The organism is Streptomyces sp. ATLC9 (genome assembly GCF_057196705.1).
Genome location: NZ_JBXUOY010000053.1, coordinates 1 through 24,544, shown reverse-complemented (window position 1 = coordinate 24,544; position 24,544 = coordinate 1). Strand labels below are relative to the sequence as shown.

The 24,544-nt window shown below is 73.7% G+C and carries 20 protein-coding genes and 2 pseudogenes; 13 read left to right on the top strand and 9 right to left on the bottom strand.

Annotation, left to right across the window (positions count from 1 at the left end):
- Nucleotides 1–48: 48 nt before the first annotated feature.
- Nucleotides 49–1,047 carry a bifunctional lysylphosphatidylglycerol flippase/synthetase MprF gene (locus AC2CJA_RS08695; protein WP_484602095.1) on the bottom strand — a complete coding sequence of 333 codons (999 nt, stop codon included), beginning with the start codon at nucleotides 1,045–1,047 and terminating at the stop codon, nucleotides 49–51.
- Between the two features lie 264 nt (nucleotides 1,048–1,311).
- Here AC2CJA_RS08695 and AC2CJA_RS08690 point away from each other — a divergent pair, with 264 nt between their 5' ends.
- Genes AC2CJA_RS08690 through AC2CJA_RS08665 form a run of 6 tightly spaced genes read left to right on the top strand, consistent with a single transcriptional unit; the run spans nucleotide 1,312 to nucleotide 9,537 of the window.
- On the top strand, nucleotides 1,312–2,457 hold the full coding sequence (locus tag AC2CJA_RS08690) for a sulfotransferase family protein (RefSeq protein WP_484602094.1): 1,146 nt from the start codon (nucleotides 1,312–1,314) through the stop codon (nucleotides 2,455–2,457).
- Between the two features lie 25 nt (nucleotides 2,458–2,482).
- Complete coding sequence (locus AC2CJA_RS08685) at nucleotides 2,483–3,718, top strand: ABC transporter substrate-binding protein (RefSeq protein WP_484602093.1); 1,236 nt, start codon at nucleotides 2,483–2,485, stop codon at nucleotides 3,716–3,718.
- A 37-nt stretch (nucleotides 3,719–3,755) separates the two neighbouring features.
- Nucleotides 3,756–5,519, top strand: coding sequence for a thiamine pyrophosphate-dependent enzyme (locus AC2CJA_RS08680; protein ID WP_484602092.1), 1,764 nt, complete (start codon nucleotides 3,756–3,758; stop codon nucleotides 5,517–5,519).
- Nucleotides 5,506–6,867 (top strand): cystathionine beta-synthase, encoded by a 1,362-nt coding sequence (locus tag AC2CJA_RS08675; RefSeq protein ID WP_484602091.1) that lies wholly within the window; start codon nucleotides 5,506–5,508, stop codon nucleotides 6,865–6,867. The genes AC2CJA_RS08680 and AC2CJA_RS08675 overlap by 14 nt, the downstream gene beginning before the upstream one ends.
- A 58-nt stretch (nucleotides 6,868–6,925) precedes the next feature.
- Nucleotides 6,926–8,089: a Glu/Leu/Phe/Val dehydrogenase dimerization domain-containing protein gene (locus AC2CJA_RS08670; RefSeq protein WP_484602090.1), complete on the top strand. Its 1,164-nt coding sequence runs from the start codon at nucleotides 6,926–6,928 to the stop codon at nucleotides 8,087–8,089.
- A 26-nt stretch (nucleotides 8,090–8,115) separates the two neighbouring features.
- Entirely contained in the window at nucleotides 8,116–9,537 is a 1,422-nt protein-coding gene (locus AC2CJA_RS08665; RefSeq protein ID WP_484602089.1) for a class-II fumarase/aspartase family protein, read from the top strand.
- Nucleotides 9,538–9,575: 38 nt separating this feature from the next.
- Here the strand turns inward: AC2CJA_RS08665 and AC2CJA_RS08660 are convergent, their stop codons facing one another.
- Entirely contained in the window at nucleotides 9,576–10,325 is a 750-nt protein-coding gene (locus AC2CJA_RS08660) for an SDR family NAD(P)-dependent oxidoreductase (protein WP_484602088.1), read from the bottom strand.
- A gap of 137 nt (nucleotides 10,326–10,462) precedes the next feature.
- Here AC2CJA_RS08660 and AC2CJA_RS08655 point away from each other — a divergent pair, with 137 nt between their 5' ends.
- Nucleotides 10,463–11,896, top strand: coding sequence for a cation:proton antiporter domain-containing protein (locus AC2CJA_RS08655; RefSeq protein ID WP_484602087.1), 1,434 nt, complete (start codon nucleotides 10,463–10,465; stop codon nucleotides 11,894–11,896).
- 39 nt (nucleotides 11,897–11,935) lie between these two features.
- Here AC2CJA_RS08655 and hypE read toward each other — a convergent pair whose 3' ends face one another.
- The 6 genes from hypE to hypA form a co-directional block, all read right to left on the bottom strand.
- The gene (hypE, locus tag AC2CJA_RS08650; protein ID WP_484602086.1) at nucleotides 11,936–13,015 is read right to left on the bottom strand and encodes a hydrogenase expression/formation protein HypE; all 1,080 of its coding nucleotides are present in this window, start codon (nucleotides 13,013–13,015) and stop codon (nucleotides 11,936–11,938) included.
- A complete protein-coding gene (hypD, locus tag AC2CJA_RS08645) occupies nucleotides 13,008–14,144 on the bottom strand; it encodes a hydrogenase formation protein HypD (RefSeq protein WP_484602085.1) in 1,137 nt (378 codons plus the stop codon). Before hypD ends, hypE begins: the two co-directional genes overlap by 8 nt.
- On the bottom strand, nucleotides 14,141–14,452 hold the full coding sequence (locus AC2CJA_RS08640) for a HypC/HybG/HupF family hydrogenase formation chaperone (RefSeq protein ID WP_484602084.1): 312 nt from the start codon (nucleotides 14,450–14,452) through the stop codon (nucleotides 14,141–14,143). Before AC2CJA_RS08640 ends, hypD begins: the two co-directional genes overlap by 4 nt.
- A gap of 61 nt (nucleotides 14,453–14,513) precedes the next feature.
- Nucleotides 14,514–16,913 carry a carbamoyltransferase HypF gene (gene hypF / locus AC2CJA_RS08635; RefSeq protein ID WP_484602083.1) on the bottom strand — a complete coding sequence of 800 codons (2,400 nt, stop codon included), beginning with the start codon at nucleotides 16,911–16,913 and terminating at the stop codon, nucleotides 14,514–14,516.
- A 15-nt stretch (nucleotides 16,914–16,928) separates the two neighbouring features.
- On the bottom strand, nucleotides 16,929–17,726 hold the full coding sequence (hypB, locus tag AC2CJA_RS08630; protein WP_484602082.1) for a hydrogenase nickel incorporation protein HypB: 798 nt from the start codon (nucleotides 17,724–17,726) through the stop codon (nucleotides 16,929–16,931).
- Complete coding sequence (gene hypA / locus AC2CJA_RS08625; protein ID WP_484602081.1) at nucleotides 17,726–18,130, bottom strand: hydrogenase maturation nickel metallochaperone HypA; 405 nt, start codon at nucleotides 18,128–18,130, stop codon at nucleotides 17,726–17,728. Before hypA ends, hypB begins: the two co-directional genes overlap by 1 nt.
- A gap of 291 nt (nucleotides 18,131–18,421) precedes the next feature.
- Between hypA and AC2CJA_RS08620 the strand changes: the two are divergent.
- From AC2CJA_RS08620 to AC2CJA_RS08600, 5 genes and pseudogenes are all read left to right on the top strand, one after another.
- A pseudogene (locus AC2CJA_RS08620) lies at nucleotides 18,422–19,179 on the top strand (NADH-quinone oxidoreductase subunit B family protein); the annotation flags it as partial.
- Nucleotides 19,180–19,226: 47 nt separating this feature from the next.
- A complete protein-coding gene (locus AC2CJA_RS08615) occupies nucleotides 19,227–20,000 on the top strand; it encodes a DUF6084 family protein (RefSeq protein ID WP_484602080.1) in 774 nt (257 codons plus the stop codon).
- The gene (locus tag AC2CJA_RS08610; protein WP_484602079.1) at nucleotides 19,988–21,112 is read left to right on the top strand and encodes a hypothetical protein; all 1,125 of its coding nucleotides are present in this window, start codon (nucleotides 19,988–19,990) and stop codon (nucleotides 21,110–21,112) included. Before AC2CJA_RS08615 ends, AC2CJA_RS08610 begins: the two co-directional genes overlap by 13 nt.
- A 214-nt stretch (nucleotides 21,113–21,326) precedes the next feature.
- Nucleotides 21,327–22,082 carry a hydrogenase maturation protease gene (locus tag AC2CJA_RS08605; RefSeq protein ID WP_484602078.1) on the top strand — a complete coding sequence of 252 codons (756 nt, stop codon included), beginning with the start codon at nucleotides 21,327–21,329 and terminating at the stop codon, nucleotides 22,080–22,082.
- A gap of 126 nt (nucleotides 22,083–22,208) precedes the next feature.
- Nucleotides 22,209–22,370, top strand: a pseudogene (locus AC2CJA_RS08600) (stage II sporulation protein E); the annotation flags it as partial.
- Here AC2CJA_RS08600 and AC2CJA_RS08595 read toward each other — a convergent pair.
- Nucleotides 22,367–23,533, bottom strand: coding sequence for a PP2C family protein-serine/threonine phosphatase (locus AC2CJA_RS08595; protein ID WP_484602077.1), 1,167 nt, complete (start codon nucleotides 23,531–23,533; stop codon nucleotides 22,367–22,369). The pseudogene AC2CJA_RS08600 and the gene AC2CJA_RS08595 overlap by 4 nt on opposite strands.
- A gap of 715 nt (nucleotides 23,534–24,248) precedes the next feature.
- Here AC2CJA_RS08595 and AC2CJA_RS08590 point away from each other — a divergent pair.
- Nucleotides 24,249–24,464 carry a hypothetical protein gene (locus AC2CJA_RS08590; protein WP_484602076.1) on the top strand — a complete coding sequence of 72 codons (216 nt, stop codon included), beginning with the start codon at nucleotides 24,249–24,251 and terminating at the stop codon, nucleotides 24,462–24,464.
- Nucleotides 24,465–24,544 lie beyond the last annotated feature (80 nt).

Sequence of the window (24,544 nt, the reverse complement as noted above, 5' to 3'; positions counted from 1 at the left end):
CCCGGCGCCGCACCGGGCGGGCGCCGGGAGAGGTGCGGCCGCGCCGCCTCAGACGGCGTTGCACGCGCGGAAGATGTGCACCAGGGCGGGGATGCTCGCCCCGCGCTGGAAGGCGACGTACTCCGGCAGGACGAGGTCCGGCGCCCACTTCTCCTTGTAGGCGAGCTGGGTCTGGGCCGGGTACACCGCCTCACCGTGCTCCCACAGGTGGCCCATGAACCAGTGGAAGCCGCGGCTGTACCCCGGGAGCCTCGGCTGCGTGTCGAGCGAGGTGAAGGGCGTGAAGCCGAAGTGGAGCCAGCGCGCGCCCTCGGCCGTGAAGGTGTCGATGGCGGCCTTGTTGATCGCCTCCATCACCCCCGGCGGCGAGTCGGGGTGCCGCCGGGTCAGGTCGTGCAGCCAGCCCGGCCGCGAGCCGTAGACCGGCGAGTAGGTGATGTAGCCGGTGAGACGGCCGTCGAGCACGCCGACGAACAGCCGGCGCATCGGCTGGTGGGCATCGCCGTACTGGCCCACCAGGAACTCCAGGGGCTTGGCTCCCTCGCCCTTGGTGCCCAGCCAGCCGGCGTCCAGCTCCCGCATCCGCTCGTACCACGGCTCGAGCGGGACCTCCTTGATTTCCAGGCCGCTGCGCAGCGACCGGGAAATCTTGTTGCGCAGTTGCATGAAAGCGGTGCCGCGCAGGGTGAAATTATCCAGATCGACGGCGTAGGAGGCGCCGATCTGGTTGACGGTGAAGCCTTCCGCCAGGTACGGGTCGGTATCCGCCCCCTGGAGCTGCACGGTCACGATCTCCCGGTCCTGACCGTCCGCGTGGGCCACGAACTCCTTCAGCAGCCGGGACCGGTGCTCGACGGGTGAGAAGGGTCCGCCGAACTGGACCAGGTATCTTCCTGTCGTCCGGTAGACGATCACCCCGGGGACGTCACTGGATTCGAAATAACTGTTTCCGTCGTTGAGCGCGAGAAAAGAACTCGGATTTTCTCCGACCGTGTACTCCTGAATCGCACCCAATACGGTGTCTTTTTTCACCGGGGCTTCGGTCATCTTCTGCTCCCGTCCATAGCACACCACCAGGTCCGGAGATTTTCCGCACACTGTCGCACGATCGTCGCTGCTTCTGCAAGACTTTCCCCGGAGAAACAGCGTCAGGTATTCGTCAGCGGCATGTCAGATAGCCGCCTCTACCATGGTCCAAGTGAACCGCGAGCGCCGCAGGCGGCTTTATCGAATCCCGCTGCCTTCTTTTCGGGCGGTTTTCTCATCGAATCCGATTCCCTCGACGGAAGGCAGGAGCACGTGATTCCGGATATGGCCGGCAACGCCCCGGCGGCCCCCGCGGACCTCGCCCCGGCCTCCTTGGTGGCCCAGGCGCACCGCGCCGCGGGGGCCGGCGCGGAGACACCGCTGCGCTTCCTCGACGACCTGGGGAGACTGGCCGGTTCCATCGACGCGGAGGCCCGGCTCCACGCCCCGGGCCGCGAGCGGGCCCGTTCCGCGCTCGTGGCCTCGCTGGTCACCCAGATCCGTGTCGGACGCCTGACGGCGGCCGTGCCGCACATCGCCGACATCCCGGTGCGCCCGGTGTTCATCACCGGTCTGCTGCGCACCGGCACCACCTTCCTCCAGCACCTGCTCGCCCAGCATCCGGGTCTGCGGGCGCCCGAGCTGTGGGAGACCATGGCCCCGGCGTCGACGGAGGACCCCGACGACCTCGTCGCCGCGTGCGAGGCGTACATCGAGGAGTACTACCGGGCGGCCCCCGGCTTCAGGTCGATCCACCTGCTCACCGCGCGGCTGCCGGAGGAGTGCCACCGGCTGACGGCCAACTCCTTCCGCCACTCCATCTACGCTCTGCGCTACCGCGTGCCCGGCTACGCGCGTTGGCTGGACGGACAGTCGATGGTCCCGGCGTACGAGTTCCACCGCGAGCAGCTGCGCTGTGTGCTGTGGCAGCGGCCCGGCACCCCGGTGCTGCTCAAGTGCCCCTCGCATCTGTGGCACCTCGACGACCTCGCCCGGGTGTATCCGGACGCCAGGGTGGTACGCCTGCACCGCTCCCCCGTGGTGGCGGTGCCCAGCGTGTGCAGTCTGACCGCGACCGTACGCGCGGCCCGCTCCGACGACGTGGACCGCGAGGAGATCGGCCGGTACTGGCTGGAGCACGCGGCCCGGGCCCTCAACGGGCTGCGCCGCGGCGTCGGCCCCACCGCCACGCCTCCGCTCGACCTGGACTTCACCGACCTCGTCGCCGACCCGCTCGGCACCGCCGAGCGCGTGTGCGCCTACATCGGCGTGCCGATGACGGCCGAGGCCGGACGCCGCATGACGGCCTTCATGACCGCGGAGAACGACGCGACGACCGGTCGCCACGCCTACACGCCGGAGGACTTCGGGCTGAGCGAACAGCTGCTGAAGGAGCGGTTCTCGCCCTACCTCGCCGAGTTCGGCCTCTGAACGCACACCCACACGAGGAGACGACATGACATCCGTCCCGACCACCCACGAGGGCCGAGCCCGGGCCGACGTCGAGGATGTGAACCGGCACGCCGGCGACAACCCGGTGCGCATCGGCATCATCACCCCCCTGAACGAGCCCGGCGACCCCACCGCGGGCGAGCTGGTCGTCCGCGGCGCGCGGCTGGGGGCCGAGTACGTGCGGGAACACGGCGGCACACGCGGCGGCCGGCAGGTGGAGTTCGTCCTCTACGACGACCAGGCCACGGCTGCCGAGGAGGGCATGGCGAAGTCGTCGGCAGCCCAGATGGCCAAACTCGCCCTGGTGGACGGCGTGGTGGCCGCCATGGGGCAGTGGCACCTGCGCACCACACCGTGGGTGGTCGACGTGGCGAGCCGCTACGGCCTGCCGGTCTTCGTCGAGAACGGGCACAGTCTGATCACCGCCCAGAGGCGGCGCAACGTCTTCCGCTCGTACTTCTCCATCGCCGACCGGGTGCCGGTGATGCTGGACTTCGCGGCCTCCGCCGGCATGCGGCGCATCGGGCTGATCGCCGCGGACACCGTCTTCGGCCAGCAGATGGCCGACACCCTCGTCGAGTACGGCACCCAGCGGCACGGCATGGAGTTCCTGCGGTTCGACTTCCCGCAGGACGACACGGTCGACTTCCGCGAACAGCTCCGGGCCATCCGGGACTTCGAGCCCGACCTGTTCGTCAACGGGGCCGTGATCAAGACCAACTACATGATCATCGAGCAGGCCACCGAGGTCGGCCTGCGGCCGAACGTCCCGATGATGGTCACCTTCGGGTTCCCGCTGCGCTCGGAGGACTTCTGGCGGCTGTCGGGCAAGGCCGGCGTCGGCACGATGTGGCCGGCCATGCGCTACCGGCCCTCCTGGGAGGGGCTGACCGATATCGGCCGCTGGTTCATCGACCGCTACACCGAGCGCTACGGCTCCTTCCCGCCCGACACGGCGCTGACCCACTTCACCGACGTCACCATCATCGCCGCCGCTCTGGACGCGGCCCGCTCCGACAGCCGCGAGGACCTGCTGGACGCGCTGGAGGCGATGGAGTTCCCCACCTGGCGCGGCCCCGTGCGCTTCGGCCGCGGCCCCGCGCACTGGCACCACGACGCGCCGGAGCTGGCCCTCCTGCAGTACCAGGAGTACGAGCAGAGCTTCGACGAGTCGGCCATCATCCACCCCCCGCAGACCGCCACCGCCGCGTATCTGCCCCCGGACGGCCTCTCCGCGTGATGAGGTCTCCCCTTCCCCGGCGTCGAGGAGGTCGAAGGTGCCGGCAGCAGTGAACGCCGAACGGGCGGCGGAACCGCCCACCGTCGCGCACACCGTGGCCGCCAGTCTGCGCGGGCACGGCGTCGACCGGGTGTTCTGTGTGGCGGGTGAGAGTTACCTGCCCGTCCTGGACGCCCTGTACGACATCCCGGAGGTCGATGTGGTGACCTGCCGGCACGAGGGATCGGCCGCGTTCATGGCACTCGCCGACGCCAAGCTCACCGGACGGGCGGGGGTCTGCCTGGTGAGCCGGGGCCCGGGCGCGGCCAACGCCGCCATCGCCGTGCACGCCGCGGCGGAGGACGCCTCGCCGCTGGTGCTCCTGGTGGGCGGGGTACCGGTGCGGGAGGAGGACCGGGAGCCGTTCCAGGGCATCGACCTGTCGCGGCACTTCTCCGGCATGGCCAAGGCCGTGTGGGCACTGCGCGAGCCGGGCACCGCCGCGGAGTTCCTCGGCCGGGCCGTACACCTGGCCGAGGCCGGCACCCCGGGACCGGTGGTGCTGTGCGTGCCCGAGGACGTGTGGGCGCTGCCCGACCCGGTCGGCGTGCCCTCCCGGCGCACCGTGGCAGGCCCGGCCGTCCCGGACTGGGAGAGTTCGCGCCGTATCCGGGAGCTGCTGGCGAACGCCCGCCGTCCGCTGCTGATCGCCGGGGCCCGGCTGGAGGGCACGGAGGGCAGACGGCTGGTGCGCGACATCGCCGAGCGGCACCGGATCCCGGTGGTGACCAGCAACAAGAACCAGCATCTGCTGCCCAACCGGCATCCGGCCTATGCCGGGCACCTGCACAACGCCACGCAGGACGGCCAGCTCGCCGCGCTGGAGCGGGCCGACCTGGTGCTGGCCGTCGGGACCCGCCTCGACGGCACCACCACCAGGCGGCGCCGGTTCCCGGCCGCCCCCGAGCCGCGCCGACCGCTCGTGCACATCTATCCCGACGCCGAGCGGATCGGCGCGTTCCACCGGCCGCAGGTGGCGGTGGCCGCCGACCCGGTGACCTTCCTCCGGCAGCTGACCGGCTGGCCGCCGTCCGACCCCGGCGGGGAGCGGGCCCGCTGGATGGCCGAGCTGCACGCCATCGAGGTGGAGAAGGCGCGATGGCACCCGGTGGAGGCCGACGACGGCGTGGTGTTCGGCGCCGTGGCCGCCGCGCTGGACGAACTCACCGGCGGTGACGCGACGGTGGTCGTGGATTCCGGCACGTTCACCAGCTGGGTCTACCGCCACTTCCGCTTCGGCGAGCGGGGCAGGCTGCTGGGCATCAGCTCCAGCTCCATGGGGTTCGCCGTCGGGGCGGGCGTGAGCGCCGCGCTGCGCGGCGCCACCGGCGTGCCGACGGTGGTCGTCGTCGGCGACGGCGGGTTCCTGATGAACGGGGGCGAGCTGATGACCGCGTGCGCCCGCGGACTGCCGGTCGTCTACATCATCGCCAACAACGGCAGCTACGGCACCATCCGGCGGCACCAGGACAAGGACTTCCCCGGCCGGACGATCGCCACCGACCTGGACAACCCCGACTTCGGCCGGCTGGCCGAGACGTTCGGCGCGCTGGGCCTGACCGCCCACACGCCGTCGGAGGTGCGTCCCTGCCTGGCCAAGGCGCTGGAGCACGGCGGGCCGGCCGTACTGGAGGTGCGCACCAGCCTGCGGCACTCCAACCCGTACCGGCGGCCGGCCGGCGACGGCGCCGCGCACGGGCCGGGCCGGAGGGGCACGGCCCGGGGCACCGCGAACGGAGGAGAGACCCATGCGATGCCATGACTCGATCGTCGAACTGATCGGCGACACGCCTCTGGTGAGGCTGCGGCGGCTGGGCGAGGGTCTGGCCCCGGCCATCGTGGCCAAGCTGGAATCCTTCAACCCCGGCGGGTCGGCCAAGGACCGCATCGCCCTGCGGATGATCCTCGCCGCCGAGCGCGACGGCCTGCTGGAGCCGGGCGGCACCGTCGTGGAGCCCACCTCGGGCAACACCGGCGTCGGTCTCGCCCTCGTCGCCCAGCAGCGCGGTTACCGCTGCCTGTTCACCTGTCCGGACAAGGTGTCGTCCGACAAGATCGCGGTACTGCGCGCGTACGGTGCCGAGGTGCGGGTGTGCCCGGCCGCGGTGCCGGTGGACCACCCCGACTCCTACCGGAGCACGGCGGCGCGGCTGGCCGCCGAGATACCCGGCGCCTTCTCCCCCAACCAGTACGCCAACGCCGCCAACGCCGAGTCCCACTACCACACCACCGGACCGGAGATCTGGGCGCAGACCGAGGGGCGGATCACCCACTTCGTCGCGGGCGTCGGCACCGGCGGCACCATCTCGGGCACCGGACGCTTCCTCAAGGAGGTGTCCGGCCGGAGGGTGCGGATCATCGGCGCCGACCCGCACGGGTCGGTCTACTCCGGCGGCGCCGGGAGGCCCTACGTGGTCGAGGGCGTCGGGCAGCCCTCCCTGCCAGCCTCGTACGACCCGGACGTGCCGGACCGGATCGTGGAGGTGTCCGACCGGGACTCCGTCGGGCTGACCCGGAGGCTGGCGCGCGAGGAGGGCATCCTCACCGGCGGCTCGGGCGGCATGGCCGTGGCCGCCGCCCTGGAGGTGGCCCGCGACTGCGGTCCCCGGGACGTCATCGTGGTGCTCGTCCCGGACTCGGGGCGGGGCTATCTGTCGAAGATCTTCAACGACGACTGGGCGGAGCGACTGGGCTTCGCCGAACGGCCGGGAACGGCCCCCCTGGTCAAGGACCTGCTGCGGCGGCGCGAGCCGGGCCGGGAGCCGGTGTTCGTCGACCCGCGGGAGACCGTGGCCAACGCGGTGAAGCTGATGCGCGACAGAGGACTGGACCATCTGCTGGTCTCCGCCGCGCAGCCGCCGGTACGGCTGCCGGAGATCCTCGGTGTCCTCACCGGGAGCGGTCTCGCCGAGCGGCTGGCCCACACTCCGGTCGGCCCCGGCGACGAGGTCGCGGCACACATGTCCGCCCCTCCCCCGCACGTCGGCACGGGGCAGCCGGCGGCCGAGGCGGCCGCGGTCCTGGGCCGGGCCGATGTCGCCGTCGTGGTGGACGGCGGCCTGCCCTGCGGTGTGGTGACCGCGCACGACCTGCTGTCCCTGCTGGCGTGAGCGGCGCCGGCGCGGTCCGCGCCCTTGGAGCAAGCCCGAAGGCGGGAAGGAAACGGCGATGACAGAGATCCTCACCTACGAAGACCCGGTCGGCGGCGCACGCGGCTGGCTGGTGTACGACGGCTCCGCGAGCCCCCTCGCGGCCGGGGGATGCCGCATGCGGCCCGGTCTGACCGCGGGAGAACTGAGCGAGCTGGCCGGGCGGATGACGCTGAAGCAGCGAGTGCTGGGGCTCAATGTCGACGGCGCCAAGTGCGGTCTCGACCACGACCCCCGTGCCGGGGACGCCGAGCGCGTGCTGGAGGGCTTCCTTACGTTCCTCCGCGACGAGCTGCACCACCGGTTCAGCATGGGGTCGGACATGGGCACCGACTGGAACCAGCTCCAGCGGCTGGCGGCCGGTAACAACATCCCCTCGGTCAAGTACGCGATCAGGAGGGCCCAGGGCCTGACCGACGAGGAGTTCTCCACCCGGATGGCCCGGCTGGACGACCGGGTCGGCATGCTGAAGCTGAGCCGGCGGCGGGCGGGGCACGCCCTGACCCACGCCGCGATCGGCGCGGCCCGCGCCGCCGGCGTCACCGGGAGGATCTCCGTCGCGCTCCAGGGGTTCGGCACCCTGGGCCGCGCCGCCGCGCACGGCTTCCTCGACGAGGGCATACGGGTGGTGGCGGTCGCCGACGAGCACGGCTGCGTCGTGGACCCCGCCGGGCTGGACCTGACCCGTATGCTCCACAGCCCGCCGGGGACCCCCGTGCCCCGGATGGACGTCGCGGGCACCCGGCTGCCGGGCGGCGCGCTGTTCGAGATGCCCGCGGACGTCCTGACCCTGGCGGCGGGGGCCGACGCGGTCAGCGCCGGGCACGCGGCCGCACCGGTCTGCCCCGCGGTGGCGGTGGGGGCCAACTGCGGCCTGAGCGAGTCGGCGGAGGGGACGCTGCACGACCGCGGCGTCCTGGTCGTCCCCGACTTCATCGGCGGCATCGGCGGCTCCGCCTCCATGGAGGCCCTCTTCGGCCCGCCCGCCGCGCCCACCGCGCCCGAGGTGCTCACCTCCGTGGCCCACCTGGCGCGCCGACTCGTGGACGACCTGTTCTCCACCGCCCGCCGCCACGGCGAACCGCCGCGGCAGGCCGCCCTGCGCCTCGCGGACCGCACCGGGGCCGACCCCGGCTCGCCGCCCTACGGCCACAGCCCCTACCTCACGCACTCGGGCGTCTGACCTCCTCCCGGACCGAAGGGACAGCCATGAGCGACCACTCCCACACCGCACCCCGCGACGGCGACTGCCGGCACGAACGCGGCCACATCACCGACTCCCGGTTCTACGGCAACCGCTACTCCTCCCCCGACAGCCGCCGCGTGTTCTGCGACGTCTGCCGGCACCAGCGCTGGCTGGACATCGAGGCGGCCCTGGCCCAGGCGCAGGCCGAGCTGGGCCTCATACCGCAGGAGACGGCCGACCGCATCGCCGCCACGGCCCGCATCGACCTGATCGACCTTGACCTGGTCCAGCAGGAGATCGAGCGCTCCGGTCACTCCCTGGTGGGCCTGCTGCGGGTCTTCGAGGCCGCCTGCGGTCCGGAGGCGGGGCAGTACATCCACTACGGGGCCACCACCCAGGACATCCAGGACACCGGGCAGGTCCTGGAGATCCGCGACGTCCTGGACATCCTGCAGCCGCAGCTGGCCGAGATCACCCGCGTCCTGGCCGACCTGGCGGAGCGGCACGCCGACACCGTGGCCCTGGGCCGCACCCACGCCCAGCCGGCCCTCCCCATGAGCTTCGGGCTGAAGGCGGCCGGCTGGACCGACGAGCTCCTGCGCCACCTGGAACGGCTGGAGCAGGTGCGTGAGCGGGTGCTGGTGGCCCAGCTGTTCGGCGGCGCCGGGACGATGGCCGGGTTCGGCGACCAGGGCCCGGCCCTGCTGGAGCGCTTCGCCCAGCGGCTGGGCCTGGGCGTGCCGACCACCGGCTGGCACGTGGCCCGCGACAGGCCCGCCGAGTTCGTCGGCGCCCTGGCGCTGGTCACCGGCACCCTCGCCCGGATCGCCGACGAGATCCGCACCCTGTCGCGTCCGGAGTTCGCCGAGGTGCAGGAGGCCTGGCGGCCGGGCAAGGTCGGCAGCAGCACCATGCCCCACAAGCGCAACCCCGAGCGCTGCGAGCAGGTGGTGGTGATGGCACGGCTGGCGAGCGCCCAGGTGTCCGCCGCGCTCGCCGGGATGATCGGCGACCACGAGCGGGACGCGCGCGCCCTGCGCGTGGAGTGGGCCTGTATACCCGACATCTCGCACTACTGCCTGGCCGCCTGCGCCATGACGCTGGAGAGCGTCACCGGGCTGATCGTCCACACCGACCGGCTGCTGAGCAACACCGCCGCCGCCGCCGACAAGGTCATGTCCGAACGCCTGATGCTGTCCCTGGGCCGGCAGATCGGGAAGCAGCGCGCCCACGAACTCGTCTACGAGATCACCCAGCAGGCGCAGCAGCAGGGCCTGCCCGTGCGCACTCTGCTCGACGGCCACGACCAGGTCGCCGGAAGACTCACCGCCGAGGAACTCGACGCGATCTTCGACCCGGCCACCTACATGGGCGCCTCCTCGGTGCTGACCACGCGCACGGTGGACGAGGCGCGCAAGACGCTGGCCCTGACGGAACCGCTGTGAGGCACTGCCCGTACTCCTTCGGCGGTGCCCCGTCCCGTTCAGCCGCGTCCCGGTACGGCGCCTCCGTTGATCTGGACGATCTGGCCGGTGATGAAGCCGGCGTCCGGCCCGGCCAGGTGGGCCACCGTGGCCGCCACCTCGCGCGGTGTGCCGCCCCGCCCCACCGGGGCCTGCCGGGAGCGGCCCTCGTGGAACCCGGGCGACATCCGCTCACCGTAGAACTCGGTGTCCTGGATGTAGCCCGGGGCCACCATGTTCACGGTGACGCCCTCGGGGGCCAGCCGGGCGGCCAGTTCCACCGACCACGGGTGCAGGGCGGCCTTGGAGCCGCCGTAGGAGGCCGGGCCGCGGAAGGCCGCGACCGATCCGACGGTGACGACGCGGCCGCCCGGCCTGCGCAGGGAGGGCAGCAGGGCGTGTGTGAGGAGCACGGCGGGCAGGACGTTGCCGGTGACGTTGGCGAGCCAGCCCTCGCGCACTTCCTCCAGGGTCTTGGGCGGGTAGGGCGCCCGGTTGCCGCCCGCGTTGTTGACGAGCACGTCCACCGGCCGTCCCAGGGCGGCGATCTCGTCCGCCACCCGCTCCACCTGACCGGGCGCGCTCAGGTCCGCGGTCACCGGCAGCGCCCTGCCGTCCCCGGGGCCGGCGTTGAGTTCGTCCGCGACGGCGGCCAGGAGTTCCGCACGCCGCCCGAGCATCACCACGTCGGCCCCCTCTTCCTTCAGCGCCTCGGTCACCGCGCGTCCGATGCCGGTCGCCGCGCCGGAGACCACCGCGAGTCTGCCCACGCTCCCCACCCCTTCCCCATGTCCCTCGCCGTTCCCGGCCTTCTCGGCTCCCCCGTGGTCCGCGGGCGGTCGCGCACCGCCGCCCGCGGCGGGCTCCGGGGCCACTGTGTCCCACCGCACTCAAAGGGCGCTCGAGGATGAGGCGCTATCTGAGCATCTACTCGCTGCTGGTCCTCGTCCCCGCCCTGGCGGTGGTGTGCGCCCTCGTGTGGTTCACCGACGGTGTGGGGGCGGGCGCCACCGGCCCGGTCGGCGGACACGGCGGCGACACCATGTACCGGCTGCTGCTGGCCACCTCGGCCGTGGTGGCGCTGGCCGCGGCCGGCGGCGCGCTGGCGCGCCGGTGCGGCCAGCCCAAGGTCGTGGGGGAGCTGCTGGCCGGAGTCCTCCTGGGGCCATCGGCGTTCGGTGCGATCGCACCGGGAGCACAGCGGTGGCTCTTCCCCGAGGAGATCGTCCCGCACCTGGAGACGCTGGCCCAGTTCGGTGTCGTGTTCTTCATGTTCCTGGTGGGTGCCGAGCTGCCGGCGGGCACGCTGAGGCGCAGCGGTCCGAAGGGGCTGATCATCGGTCACGCCTCCATCGCGCTGCCGTTCCTGATGGGGCTCGGCGCGGCGTGGTGGCTCCACGCGCACCATCCGCCCGTGCGCTCCGGCGCCGTGCCGTACCTGCTGTTCGTCGCGCTCTCCTTCTCGATCACCGCGTTCCCGGTGCTGGCCCGGATCCTGTCCGAGCAGCGGCTGCTGAAGACCCCTCTGGGCGCGACGGGGATGACGGCCGCGGGAGTGGGCGATGTCACCGCCTGGGGTCTGCTGGCCGTGGTGATCGCGCTCATACGCGGAACCTCCCCGTTCTCCGCGATGCTCGCGATCGCGCTCGTCACGGTCTTCGCCATGGTCATGTTCCTGTTGGTGCGGCCGCTGGTGGCCCGGGCGGTGCGGCTGGCCGATGAGGGCCGCGTCTCCCGCGTCGGCCTGTGCGCCGCCCTGGTCTGCCTGATCCTGGTGTCCTCGCTGGCGACCGACCGCATGGGCCTGCACGCGATCTTCGGCGCCTTCCTCGCCGGTGCGGTCATGCCGCGGAACTCACCGCTCGTCAACGAGCTGACCGGCAGGATCTACGGCCTCACCATGTGGTTCATGCTTCCGCTGTTCTTCGTCGTCATCGGTCTGGGCACGCATCTGGGGTCGCTCGGCCCGGACATGTGGCCGACCTGCCTGCTGGTCATCGCCGTCGCGGTCGCGGGCAAGGTGTTCAGCGCGGCGTCCGCAGCGGCCGTGGTCGGCGGCCACACCCGGAACGAGGCCCTGGCTCTGGGCATCATGATGAACTGCCGCGGTCTGACCGAGCTCGTCGTGCTCAACCTGGGTGTGGAGCTGGGCGTACTCGGTCCCGACCTCTTCGCCGTGTTCGTGTTCATGGCGCTGGTGACCACCGCCATGACCGGTCCCCTCCTGCGCCGTACGCTCCGCGCCGGCGGCGCCGCCGGTGGAGGGAAGCGCGGGGAGGAGGACGGGACCGGTACGCTCACCGGGCCGGCGCCCGTGGCGGGCGCCGGGGCGGGCCACTGATTCGGGCGGGGCGCCGCGACGCGCCGGCGTCCCGCCGTGTCAGCAGATACGGGGCAGTTGCTCGCCCAGCGGCAGGTCCACCACGCGAGTGCCGCCGAACCCGGTGCGGGCCACGACCATGCCCGGGTGGTCCTCCACGCACTCCCCGACGACCGCGGCCCCGGCGCCCTGGGGGTGCGCCCGCATCGCGGCGAGTACGGCATCGGCACGCCCGCGCGGCACGAAGGCGACCAGACGTCCCTCGTTGGCCATGTACAGCGGATCCAGGCCGAGGAAGCCGCAGGCGGCCGACACGGCCTCCGGGACGGGCAGGGCCCGCTCGTGCAGCACGACGCCGGTGCCGGATGCCGCCGCGATCTCGTTCAGCGCCGTGCCCAGCCCGCCGCGGGTGGGGTCGCGCAGCGCGTGGAGGTCCGGGGCGGCCGCGAGCATCGCCTGCACCAGGCCGCCCAGGGGGGCGGTGTCGCTGCACACCTCCACCCCGAACTCCAGCCCCTCGCGGACGCTCATGACGGCCACTCCGTGCATCCCGATCGCCCCGCTGACGATCACCACGTCGCCGGGTTCGGCGCGCTGCGGGCGGATGTCGACGCCCTCGGGGATCAGCCCGATGCCGGCGGTGTTGACGAAGATCCCGTCGCCGTGCCCGGTGTCGACCACCTTGGTGTCGCCGGTGGCCACGGTGACGCCGGCCGCCGCGGCGGCCGTGCCGACCGCCTGGGCGACCCGCCGGACCACCGCCAGTTCGGTGCCCTCCTCGATGATGAACGCGCACGACAGGTACGCCGCCCGCGCTCCGCTCATGGCCAGGTCGTTGACGGTGCCGTTGACGGCCAGGTCGCCGATGCAGCCGCCGGGGAAGAACAGCGGGCGCACCACGTAGGAGTCGGTGGAGAACGCCAGGCGCGTGCCGCCCAGCGACAGCGCGGCCGAGTCGGCGAGCCCGGCCAGCGTCTCGTTGCCGTAGGCGGGGACGAAGAGGTGTTCCACCAGTTCCGCGGAGAGGGCCCCGCCGCCGCCGTGCCCCATGACGACCACCGGGTGGTCGCGCAGCGGGGCCGGGCAGGTCCACTCGGCGGGGTCCACGGGTTCAAAGGTCGGGCCGGTGGTGTCAGCCAACGGAGGTCTCCTCCCTCGCCGGGCCGGCTCCGCGGGCCGGGCCGCCCAGGCGCCGGTAGAGGTGGTAGGCGGCGCAGGCGCCCTCGCTGGAGACCATGGTGGCGCCCAGCGGGTTGCGGGGAGTGCAGGCGGTACCGAAGGCCTCGCACTCGTTCGGCTTGATCAGTCCCTGGAGCACCTCGCCGCTGCGGCACACCCCGGACTCGCGCGTCGTGATACCGCCGACCTCGAAGCGGTGCTCGGCGTCGTACTCGCGGAAGGCATCCGCCAGCCGCCAGCCGCTGGCCGGGATCACCCCGATGCCCCGCCAGGCGCGGTCGGTGACCTCGAAGACCTCCTCCAGCATGCGCCGCGCGGCGGGGTTTCCCTCCTCCCGCACCGCCCGGGGGTAGGCGTTCTCCACCCGGTGCTCGCCGCGCTCGAGCTGGTGGACGGTACGGCGCACGCCCTCGAGGATGTCCAGCGGTTCGAAGCCGGTGACCACGATGGGTACGCCGAAACGGTCGGCCAGTGACGGGTACTCGGCCGTTCCCATCACACTGCACACGTGGCCGGCCGCCAGGAACGCCTGGACCCGGCAGTGCGGTGCCCGCATGATCGCCTCGATGGCGGGCGGCACGCGCACATGCGAGATCAGCATGCTGTAGTTGCGGATGCCGCGCCGCCGCGCCTCGTGAACGGTCATCGCGTTGGCCGGCGCGGTGGTCTCGAAGCCGACGCCGAAGAAGACCACCTCGCGCTCGGGGCGGCGCTGCGCGATCTCCAGGGCGTCCAGCGGCGAGTAGACCACCCGTACGTCCCCGCCGGCGCTCCTGATCCGGAACAGGTCGCGGCCGGTGCCGGGGACGCGGAGCATGTCGCCGAAGGAGCAGAAGACCACCTCGGGGCGGGAGGCGATCTCCAGCGCCTTGTCGATCATCTCCAGGGGGGTGACGCAGACCGGGCAGCCGGGGCCGTGGATGAGTTCGATGTGTCCGGGCAGCAGCTGGTCGATGCCGTGCCGGATGATCGAGTGGGTCTGGCCGCCGCAGACCTCCATCATGCTCCAGGGGCGGGTGGCGGTGGCGTGGATGTCCTCCAGCAGCCGCTTCGCCAGCTCCGGGTCGTTGAACTCCTCGATGTACCTCACCTGGTGACCTCCTTCGCCGCGGTCGGCCGGTCCTGCCCGGCATCGGCCGTCGCCCGTTCCCATGCGTCGCCGAACTCCTCCTCCAGCAGGCCCAGTTGTTCGAACAGCTCCAGCGATGCCCTGGCCGACTCCTCGTCCAGCCGCTGCAGCGCGAAGCCGACGTGGACGATGACGTACTCGCCGGCCTCCACGTCGGGCAGGTAGGCCAGACACACGTCCTTGACCACCCCGCCGAAGTCGACGCGCGCCATGCGCGTGCCGTCCCGTTCCTCGATCCCGGTCACCCTGCCGGGCACCGCCAGGCACATGTGTGTTCTCCGTCCGTCGCCGGTGGGTTCACTGATGGGTCGTGAGGTTTGCCGGAGCGCGTCAGGAAACTCCGGCACGCGCCGCCACGAGCAGCTGGCCGAGAGCCAGGCCTCCGTCGCCGGGCGGTACGCCGTGGTGGCGCAGCACCGTGAATCCGGCGGCGCGCAGCCGCCGCTGGCACTCCTCGTCCAGCAGGGCGTTGGCGAACACTCCGCCGGACAGGGCGACGGTGGCCGCCCCGGTGTCCCGGCGCGCCCGGCGGCAGACCTCCTCCACCGCCCCGGCCACGGCCCGGTGGAACCGCGCGGCGACGACCGGGGCCGGGGTTCCGGAGCGCAGGTCGCGGGCGGCCTCGCGCAGTACGGGCGCGGGGTCGAGCACCATCCCACCCGTGCCGCCCGGGGCCGGCCGGCGCAGGGCGAAGGCGTACCCGGGCCCGCTCCCCCGCCATGCCGTCGCGGCGACCGCCTCCAGTTCGACGGCTGCCTGGCCCTCGTAGCCCGCCCGGTGGCACACCCCGGCCAGCGAGGACACCGCGTCGAACAGCCGCCCCATGCTGGAGGTGGGCACACAGGCCAGCGAGCGCTCCAGCTGCCGCTCCAGCACGCGCCGTTCCTCCGGTGGGCAGGCGGCGGCGCACGGCAGGTCCGGGTCCCAGGGGATCCCCGCGGAGCGCAGATGGGACAGCGCCATGCGGCAGGGGCTGCCCACCCCGGCGTCGCCGCCGGGCAGGGGCACGTACGCCAGGTGCGCCAGCCGCCGGTAGCCGCCGTAGCCGGCGAGCAGCACCTCGCCGCCCCACACGGCCCCGTCGTCGCCGTAGCCGGTGCCGTCGAAGGCGACGCCGAGGACCGGGGTCCGGCCGTCCAGTCCGTTCCCGGCCATGGCCGAGGCGATGTGCGCGTGGTGGTGCTGCACCCGGTGCAGGGGCCTGCCTCCGGCGCGGTCGCGGGCCCACCGTGTGGAGCGGTAGCCGGGGTGGCGGTCGGCGGCCAGCACCCGGGGCGCCACACCGGTCAGCGCGCGCAGGCGCTCCTCGGCTCCGTCCAGCGCCCGCAGGGCGGCCAGGTCGTCCAGGTCACCGATGTGGGGGGAGAACCAGGCGGAGTGCCCCTCGGCGACGCAGATCGCGTTCTTCAGATCCGCGCCGGCGGCCAGGGAGGGCTCCAGCGGCACGGGGAGCTCCACGGGGGCGGGGACGTAACCGCGCGAGCGGCGCAGGACGACCTCACTCCCGTCCGCGCGTACCCGCACCACCGAGTCGTCGCAGGGCGCCGCGATGGGCCTGTCGTGCCACAGCCAGGCGTCGGCCAGTCCCGCCAGCCGGGTCAGGGCCTCGCGGTCGTCGGTCACGATGGGTTCGCCCGAGCGGTTGCCGCTGGTCATCACCAGCATTTCGGGGCCGGGCGGATCGCCGGGCAGGCCGAACAGCAGCCGGTGCAGCGGGGTGTAGGGCAGCAGCACACCCACGTCCGGGCTGCCCGGGCAGACGGCGTCCGCCAGCGGGTCGTCCCCCCGTTCGCCGGGCGGGTGGCGGCGCAGCAGCACGATGGGGCGCGGCCGCGCGGCCAGCGCACGGTGTTCGGGGGGGCCGACACGGCCGAGCCGCGCGGCGCTCCGTGTGTCGGGGCACATCACCGCGAGGGGTTTGGCGCCCCGTTCCTTGCGCTCGCGCAGTGCGGCGACGGCGGCGGGGTTCGTCGCGTCGCAGGCCAGGTGGTAGCCGCCGATGCCCTTGACCGCCACGACCGCGCCTCCCTCCAGCAGCCGGCGGGCCCCGGCCAGCGCCTCCTCGCCCGCGGCCGCGGCCGGGACAGCGGTCGTGCCGCGGGCGGGGGTGAGCCTCAGCCGGGGTCCGCAGTCGTGGCAGGCGACCGGCTGGGCGTGGAAGCGGCGGTCGGCGGGGTCGGCGTACTCCCGTGCGCAGACCGGGCACAGAGGGAAGGCGGCCATGGTCGTGGTCGCGCGGTCGTAGGGAGGTGCGGTGGCGATGGTGAACCGCGGGCCGCAGTGGGTGCAGGTGACGAACGGGTGCCGGTGGCGGCGGTCGGCCGGGTCGGCCAGCTCCCGCAGGCAGTCGTCGCAGGTGGCGGTGTCGGGCGGGATCAGGGTGCGGCCCCCGCCCTGCTCGGAGGGGCGGATGACGAACCCCGAGCCGTCCGGGCCGGTCCCCAGCGGGGGGATGTCCTCGGCCGCGACCGAGGAGACCACCGCCAGGGGTGGCGCCTGCTCCAGCAGCCCCCGGCAGAACGCCTCCACCGCCGCGGACTCGCCCTCGACCTCGGCGACCACCCCGCCGGTGTTGTTCAGCGCATGGCCCGACAGCCCCAGCCGCGAGGCCAGTGCGTGGACGAAGGGACGGAACCCCACGCCCTGGACGGTGCCGCGCACGGTCAGGCGCCGCCGTACGCGCTCCGCTGGGGCATCCGCTCCCGGCCGGTCCTCGACGGTGGCCGTCATGGCGCTCCTTCTCCGCTACCGTGCGGGCCGGCCGGCGACGGGCGGCGCGCCCGGCCCGCCGGGGTGCGGGTGCTCGTGGTCGCGGGGGTGCTCATGGCCGTGCCCATGGCGGTGTTCGCGCAGGTGTTGCCCGGCGAGCGGGGGCCGGTGGGGGCGGGCGCCCTCGCATACGGCCAGCACCCTCTCCAGGAGCGCGTCGATGCCCCGACCGGTGCGGGCGGAGGTGCGCAGCACCTGGACTCCGGGATTGACCCGCTCGACGCTCTCGGCGAAGGCGTCGCCGTCGAATCCGGCGGCCTCGCCGAGGTCGGTCTTGCTCAGCACCACCAGGTTCGCCAGACCGAAGGCGGTGGGGTACTTCACCGGCTTGTCCTCGCCCTCGGTAACCGACATCAGCACCACCCGCAGCGTCTCGCCCAGGCCGTAGGCGGCGGGGCAGACCAGGTTGCCCACGTTCTCCACGAACAGCACCCGGGTGCCCGCCGGCGGCCAGCCCTCCAGATGGCCGCGCATCTGGGCGGCCTCCAGATGGCACAGCCCGCCGGTGAGCACCTGCTTGACGGGCGCACCGGACCTGGCCAGCCGCCGTGCGTCGTTCTCGGTGGCCAGGTCGGCGGTGAGGGCCGCCGCCGGTACGCCGCGCCCGGCGGCGCGGGCCAGGAGGAGCTCCAGCAGGGCGGTCTTGCCGCTGCCCGGGCTGGACAGCAGATTGACGACGGTGATCCCCCGGCCGTCCAGTTCGCGGCGCAGTCCCGCCGCCAGTCCGTCGTTCTTCGCCAGTACGGCCTGCCGTACGTCCACGACCCGGCACATCACGCGACTCCTCCCTGTCGTTCCCCCTGTGGGGCCGAGCCGCCGCAGGACGCGCCGGCCGGGGGGAGCGTGACGTCGACGATCTCCAGCTCCCGCCCGGCCACCAGTTCCGTCGCGCCCTTCCCGCACTCCGGGCACCACAGCCGCAGCGGGACGCCGGCGGCGAATTCCAGCGCGCAGGCCGCGCAGCGGGCGCGGGCGGGGATGTCCTCGATGACGAGTTCGGCGTCGGCGAGTTCCGTGCCCTCGGTGACGACCTCGAAGGAGAACCGCAGCGCGTCGGCGACCACACCGGACAGTTCACCCACGCGCAGACGCACCGCCTCCACCGAGGAGGCGCCGTGGCGGCGGGCGGTGTCCCGCGCGCTCTCCACCACGGCGGCGGCGATCGACAGCTCGTGCACGGGGGGCCACGCTAGCCATCCGCCCCGGCTCCCCGGGGGCCACCGGTCCGGGGGCCGGGCGAGTTCCCCCGTACAGCCCAGGCGCCGCGGCAGCTCCCCGTCCGCGGCGGGCGCCCTCCGGCCGCACCGGCGCATCCGGTGGTGGAGCCCCCTGGCACGGCACGTTTGATTTGTAGGGATTTGTTGGGAACATCATGCTTCGTGGAGCGGTCGGCGGCCCGGTGCACGCGGCTCGCCGCCCGCCCCGGGCCCGGACTCCGGTTCCCGCCACCCGCAGGGAAGGAAGGCTCCATGAGCACCGACACGCTGGCCCCCGGCGGCGTCGACGAGGTTCACATCCTGTGGACCTCCGAGGGCATGAGCTGCGACGGCGACACGGTCTCGGTCACCGCCGCGACGCTGCCGAGTCTGGAGGACGTCGTCCTCGGGGCGGTCCCCGGCATCCCCAAGGCCCACCTGCACAACAAGGTGCTGGCCTGCGGGACCGGCGAGGACTTCACCCGCGCCTTCCACCAGGCGGCCGAGGGCGAGCCGGGGCCGTTCGTCCTGGGGGTCGAGGACTCCGTCCCCAACGAGAACATCAACGGGGACGGCTACCGGACATCGATGGGCAACGACCCCGGCACCGGCGAGCCGATCACCCTCAACCAGTGGATCGACCGCCTCGCGCACAAGGCGTACGCGGTGGTGGCCATCGGCACCTGCGCCACCTACGGCGGCATCCACGCCATGGCGGGCAACCCCACCGGCCGCAGGGGCCTGGCCGACTACCTGGGACGGGACTTCCGCTTCGCGGGCGGGCGGCCGATCGTCAACGTGCCCGGCTGTTCGGCAAGACCGTCCACGAGGGCTGCGACCGGGCGGCCTACTACGGGCAGGGCGACTTCGCGCTGGATTACAACTCCCCCAGGTGTCAGGCGAGGATCGGCTGCTGGGGCCCGGTGGTGAACTGCAACGTGCCCAAGCGCGGCTGGATGGACGGCGTCGGCGGCTGCCCCAACATCGGCGGCATCTGCAGCGCCTGCGCCATGCCGGGCCTCCCCAGCGCCGGGCGCCGCGACCCGGTGATGCCCGGGATGCCGAACCTCTCCCCGGCATGACGGCGCCGCACCCGGAGCCGGCCGGCGCTCCGTCCCGGCACGTCATCCCGGCCCTCTCCTTCGACGTCACGGGGGCGGAGCCCGAGCGCCACGCCGCCGTGCCCACACTCCGGTTCGAGGTGGAGATCACCCGCACCGGCGGCGGACCGGTGCGCTCGGTCAGTCTGACGGCCGCGATCAGGATCGACGTCACCCGCCGCCACTACGACCGGCGGGCGCGGGCGGCCCTGGCCGAGCTGTTCGGCGAGCCGGAGCGCTGGGCCACCACCCTGCGCCCGCTGGCCTGGACCCGGACCACGACCGTGGTCCCCTCCTTCGACGAGACCACCACGGTCGGTCTGCCGGTGCCATGTCCCTGCGACACCGAACTGGCCGTCGTCAAGTACCTGCGCGCCGTCCCCGACGGGGAGGTGCCGCTGGACTTCCTCTTCAGCGGCACGGTCTTCTTCGACGGCGGCCAGGGCCGCCTGGGAACAGCCCGGATCCCCTGGGCCGAGGACGCCGGCTACCGGCTGTCCGCCGCCCTGTGGCACACGCTGGTCGACCGCTACAGCGGCGGCAGCCCCTGGCTGCGGCTGTCCCGCGAGACCCACGACCGGCTCGACGCCCACCGCGCCCGCCTGACGCTGGGGCCCCTGGACGACGCCGTCCGCGCCCTGCTGGACCGGGCGGAGGGTCTGTGTGCCCGCTCCCCCGCCGCTTCCGGCTCCCCCGGCGTCCCCAGCACTTCCGAAGCACCCGAGACCACCGGAGCACCATGGACGACGTGACACCGGCGGAGCGCACGGCCGAGACCCTGGGGAAGGCCGAGAAGATCGTGCGCACCTGCCTGTACGAGGGGTATCTGCTGTGGCCGTACCGCAGGTCCGCGCTGAAGAACACCAAGCGCTGGACCTTCGGCGGCGTCTTCCCGCGATCGTGCGCCGACGCCCTGGGCGAGGCGCACCGGATGCGCACCCAGGTGCTGCTCGAGACCGGCGGCGTTCCGGCCGACCGCACCGAGGTGGCGGTGCGCGTGCGGTTCCTGCACGTCGTCGACCGCGGCGTGGTCAGGGAGGGCCCCGGCGGGCCCGAGGCGGTGGACGAGCTGACGGTGGACGGCGAGCGCCACCTCGCCTGGCGGGAGGCGACCGAGCGCGAGGTGTCGGTGCCCGTGCGGCTGGGCGATGTCCTCGGCCGGACGGCACGCGCTCCCGTCGACGTCCCCGCCGGCACCGACCGCGAACCGGTGCTGGACGCATCGGGCCGCATCGCCGGCGCCCTCGTCCGCCGGTGGAACGCGCTCAGCGGCACGGTCGAGGTCGGCGCCGAGCCCGTCGCCGAGGGTGTGTTCCGGCTGACCGTGCGAGTGGAGAACACCACCCCGTGCCCGGCGCCCGACCCCGTGGACCGGGGCGCGCGGGAAGCGGCCTGCGCCTACGCCTTTGTCTCCACCCACACCGTGCTGCACAGCCGCACCGGGCGCTTCGTCTCGCTCCTGGACCCGCCCGGACGGCTGCGGGAGGCGGTCTCGGCGTGCGAGAACCAGGGAACCTGGCCGGTCCTCGTGGACGACGAAGCGGGCGCCGACACCGGTGACAGCGGTGCGGACGGCGCGGGTGACGGATCGTTCGCCCGCACGGTGCTCTCCTCCCCCGTCACCCTGTACGACTTCCCCGAGGTGGCCCCCGAGAGCCCCGGCGACCTGTTCGGCGGCACGGAGATCGACCGGCTGCTGATCCTCGGTGTGATGAGCCTGACCGAGGACGAGAAGCGCGAGGCACGGGCCTGCGATCCCAGGGCCCGGGAGATCCTGGACCGCTGCGCGGGCCTGGGGCCCGACGAACTGCTCTCCCTGCACGGCGCCATCCGCGAGTTCCGGCCCGTGGAGGAGAGGGCATGAGGGACGACAGGACGGCGCTGGTCGGCGGAGTACGGCTGGAACGGGGCGGCCGGGTACGGCTGCGCCCCTCGCCCGGTGCCGACATCCTCGACCTCGCCCTCACCGGGCGCACCGCCGAGATCGACGCGGTCGAGGAGGACGCGGAGGGCCGCGTGCACGTCGCGGTGGTCCTCGACGACGACCCGGCGGGCATCGACTTCGGTGCCAGCGGCAGATGGGGCACCACTTCTTCTCCCCCGGGGAACTGGAACCGTCCGGGCCGCCCGGGGAGCCGGCCGCCCCCGGCGCCCGGATCTCGGTGGCCGGGATCGGCAACGTCTTCCTCGCCGACGACGGGTTCGGCCCCGCGGTGGCCGAGGCGCTGCGCGACCGGCCCCTGCCCGACGGCGTCCACGTCGCGGACTTCGGCATCCGCGGGATGGACCTGGTCTACCGGCTGCTGGAGGGGTACGGCACGGCCGTACTGGTCGACGCCGCGCCCCACGGGCGTCCGCCCGGCACGGTGTCGCTCATCGAGCCGGACGCCGCCCTCGACGACGCCCACGCCGCGCCCGAGGTCCATGCCTTGGCCCCGGTCAGGACCCTGGCCATGGCCCGGCGGCTCGCGGCCGGCGGCGGCGCCTCACTGCCGCGCGTCCTGGTCGTCGGCTGCGAACCGCTGGCGCGCGTGCGCGGCGACGAACCGGATGTCGCCGTCGGGCTCAGCGAACCCGTGCGGCAGGCGGTCGGCGAGGCCGTCGGACTGGTGGAGTCCCTGTGGGGGACGTGCTCGCGGGGAGGGAGGTACCCCGATGAGGAACGGCTTCTCCGTCCCCGCGGCCGTGGTGCGCGCCGCCGTGGGCGTCCTGCTGGCCGCCACCGCGGCGGGAGCGCCCTCCCTGGTGCGGTACCTGCGGATCAGGGCGATGTGACGGACGCGGCGGTGCGGACCGTCCCTCCGCCGGGTGCCTCTGCCGGTGGAGGACGATGATGACCGTTCCGGGGCCCGGCCGGCGGCGCCCTCCCACACGGCAGGAGAACGTGCCCGGTGTCTCCCGGACCCTCCCCCGGGAAGCGGTGGCAGCCGTCCGCCGCCGGCCGGGAGTGCGCGGGACGGCGGCCCGCACCCGAGACGCTGCGCCGCCTGGTCCACGCCGTGCTCGACCACCACGGCGGACGGCTCCAGGACGACGCGACCGTCCTGCTGTGCGAGTGGCTCGGCTCCCGCCCCGAGGCCATCGGCCCGGCCGCGGCCCGGGTCGGCCTGAACACCGCCTAACAGCGGCCGGCGGCCGGGGCCCCGGCCCCGCCACCGCCGGAGGAGGCCTCACGCTCCGGCGTGCTCCGGCGCAGGACCAGAAGGGCGATATCGTCCGCCGCGGCGCCCCCGGTGTGGACCGCCAGCTGCTCCAGCAGCCCTGCGGCCACCTCGCGGGGGGAGGCGTCCGCCCAGCCGGCCAGGCGCTCCTCCAGGGGGAAGAAGGCGCCGGAGGAATCGCGTGCCTCGGTAACGCCGTCCGTACACAGCAGCAGCATGGCGTCGGACGGGAGGGCGAACCGCTCGACGGCACGGGATCCCGGTGCGAGGGAGCCCAGCCCGAGGGGCACCCCGAAGTTCCGCAGCGGGACCGGCCGGGCCGCCGGCCCGGTCCGCTCCCGGCGCAGCAGGTACGGCGGGATGTGGCCGCAGTCCACCACCTGGACGTCGCTGCCGCCGTCGGCGTTCAGGACGAGCGCGGTGACGAAGCGTTCGGGCTCCCCGGTCCGCGCCTCGAAGGTGTTGTGCCGGACGACCGCGCTCTCCAGGGCCTCCACCACCGCGGTGAGTTCCGGCTCTCGGCCGGCGGCCTCCCGGAACGCGCCCAGCACCGCGAAGGCCGTCCCGATGGCGGGCAGCCCCTTGCCCTGGACGTCGGCGATGAGCACCCGGGTGCCGTACGGCGAGGCCATGACCTCGTAGATGTCGCCGCCGACCCTGCTGTCCTCCTCCACCGGCTCGTACACCCCGTCGGCCAGCATCCGGTCGGTGAGCAGCGGGAGAGGGCGCAGGATCTGGCGTTGCAGCGCGGCGGCGGCCGAACGCAGCCGGGTGATCTCCGCGTCCCTGCGGCCGCGCTGCCAGGCCCCGGCGATGCTCAGCCCGCCCAGCACAGCGGTGAAGGTGACCGTGGAGAGATTGGCGGAGACCGTCTGGAACGGGTCGTAGACCAGCAGCCCCACCAGGACCAGAACGACCCACGCCGCAGCGACGGCGGTCTGCCGCGCCGTACCCCGGCCCGCGACGAAGGCGGGCAGGAAGATCAGCAGGGGGACCAGACCGAGACTCCGGTCGATCAGGTAGTCGGAGACCACCACCAGCAGCGTCACGACGACGAGCAGGGACGCCAGCGTCCGGGACCTGAGCCTGGGAGGGGCGTACCCCCGTCTCCGGCTCCCGGCCACCAGCGCTCCACCGGGGGGTTCAGGGCCGCGCACCGTCGCTTCCGCACCTCTCCTGGTCGGGTCCACCGGAACGGTCCGTGCCGCGCGGGACGGATCCGGTGTCCCAACCCTCCCCCATCCCCCGGTCCCCGCGGGCCATTCGCGCGCCACGTCACCCGTGCGCACGAGCGCCGCGCCCCGACACGCCGACGGCGCCCTCCCCACCGCTCGGCGAAGTCCGCGCCGCTCGGCGCGGCCTCACGACGGCATCGGGCGCGTCCGCATGCGTGCCGCCCTGAACGGCGGGTAGGCGAAGGACACAACCCGCAGGGGAGTCACAGCGGTCAGCGGATTTCCACGCGCTGACGCCGCCGGCGGCCGGGTGTCCGGCCCCCGTACAGATCGGCCGCCGGCTCCTCCCTTCTCCGGCCGGCCCCCAAACGAGCCGAGATACCCCGACTCCGGCTCGCCTTGGACGAGGAGGCCGGACACGGGAGGAGGACGCGCCGCCCGGCGGGCCCGCCAGGGACCCGCACGAGGCGGCCGCCGTCCGTCCGGCTCCAGGGCTCCCGGACGACTCCGCGGAGGCGCCCTGCGAGACGACCGGGTGACGCAGCGACAGACCGACGAACACCCATGGGTGACTTGGGTGGCCGAATGCAGCAGACCACCGCGCGACGGGGCCGCGCCGGGGTCACGGTGGAAGTCCCCCAACGTCTCGAAGGAGATCGATCCCATGCGTCGTCTTGTCCGCGCGTCCGCGGTCGCTGCCGGTCTGTGCTGCGCCCTGTTCGCCGCCGCCCCCGCCGCCACCGCCGCCTCAGCCAGCCCCGAGTCGGGCGTCCAGATGTGCTCCGAGCACATCAACCCCGGCCTCCTGGGCGGTCTGTTCCCGAGTGCGGGCAGCCAGACCAAAGGCTGCATGACCAGCAGCGCGACCATGGCGGAGTAATCACTTACCGGCATCCCGGCCGGGGGGGCGGGGGGGGGGGCCGCGGGGGCGGGCGGCGCCGGGGGGGGGGGGGCCGCCCC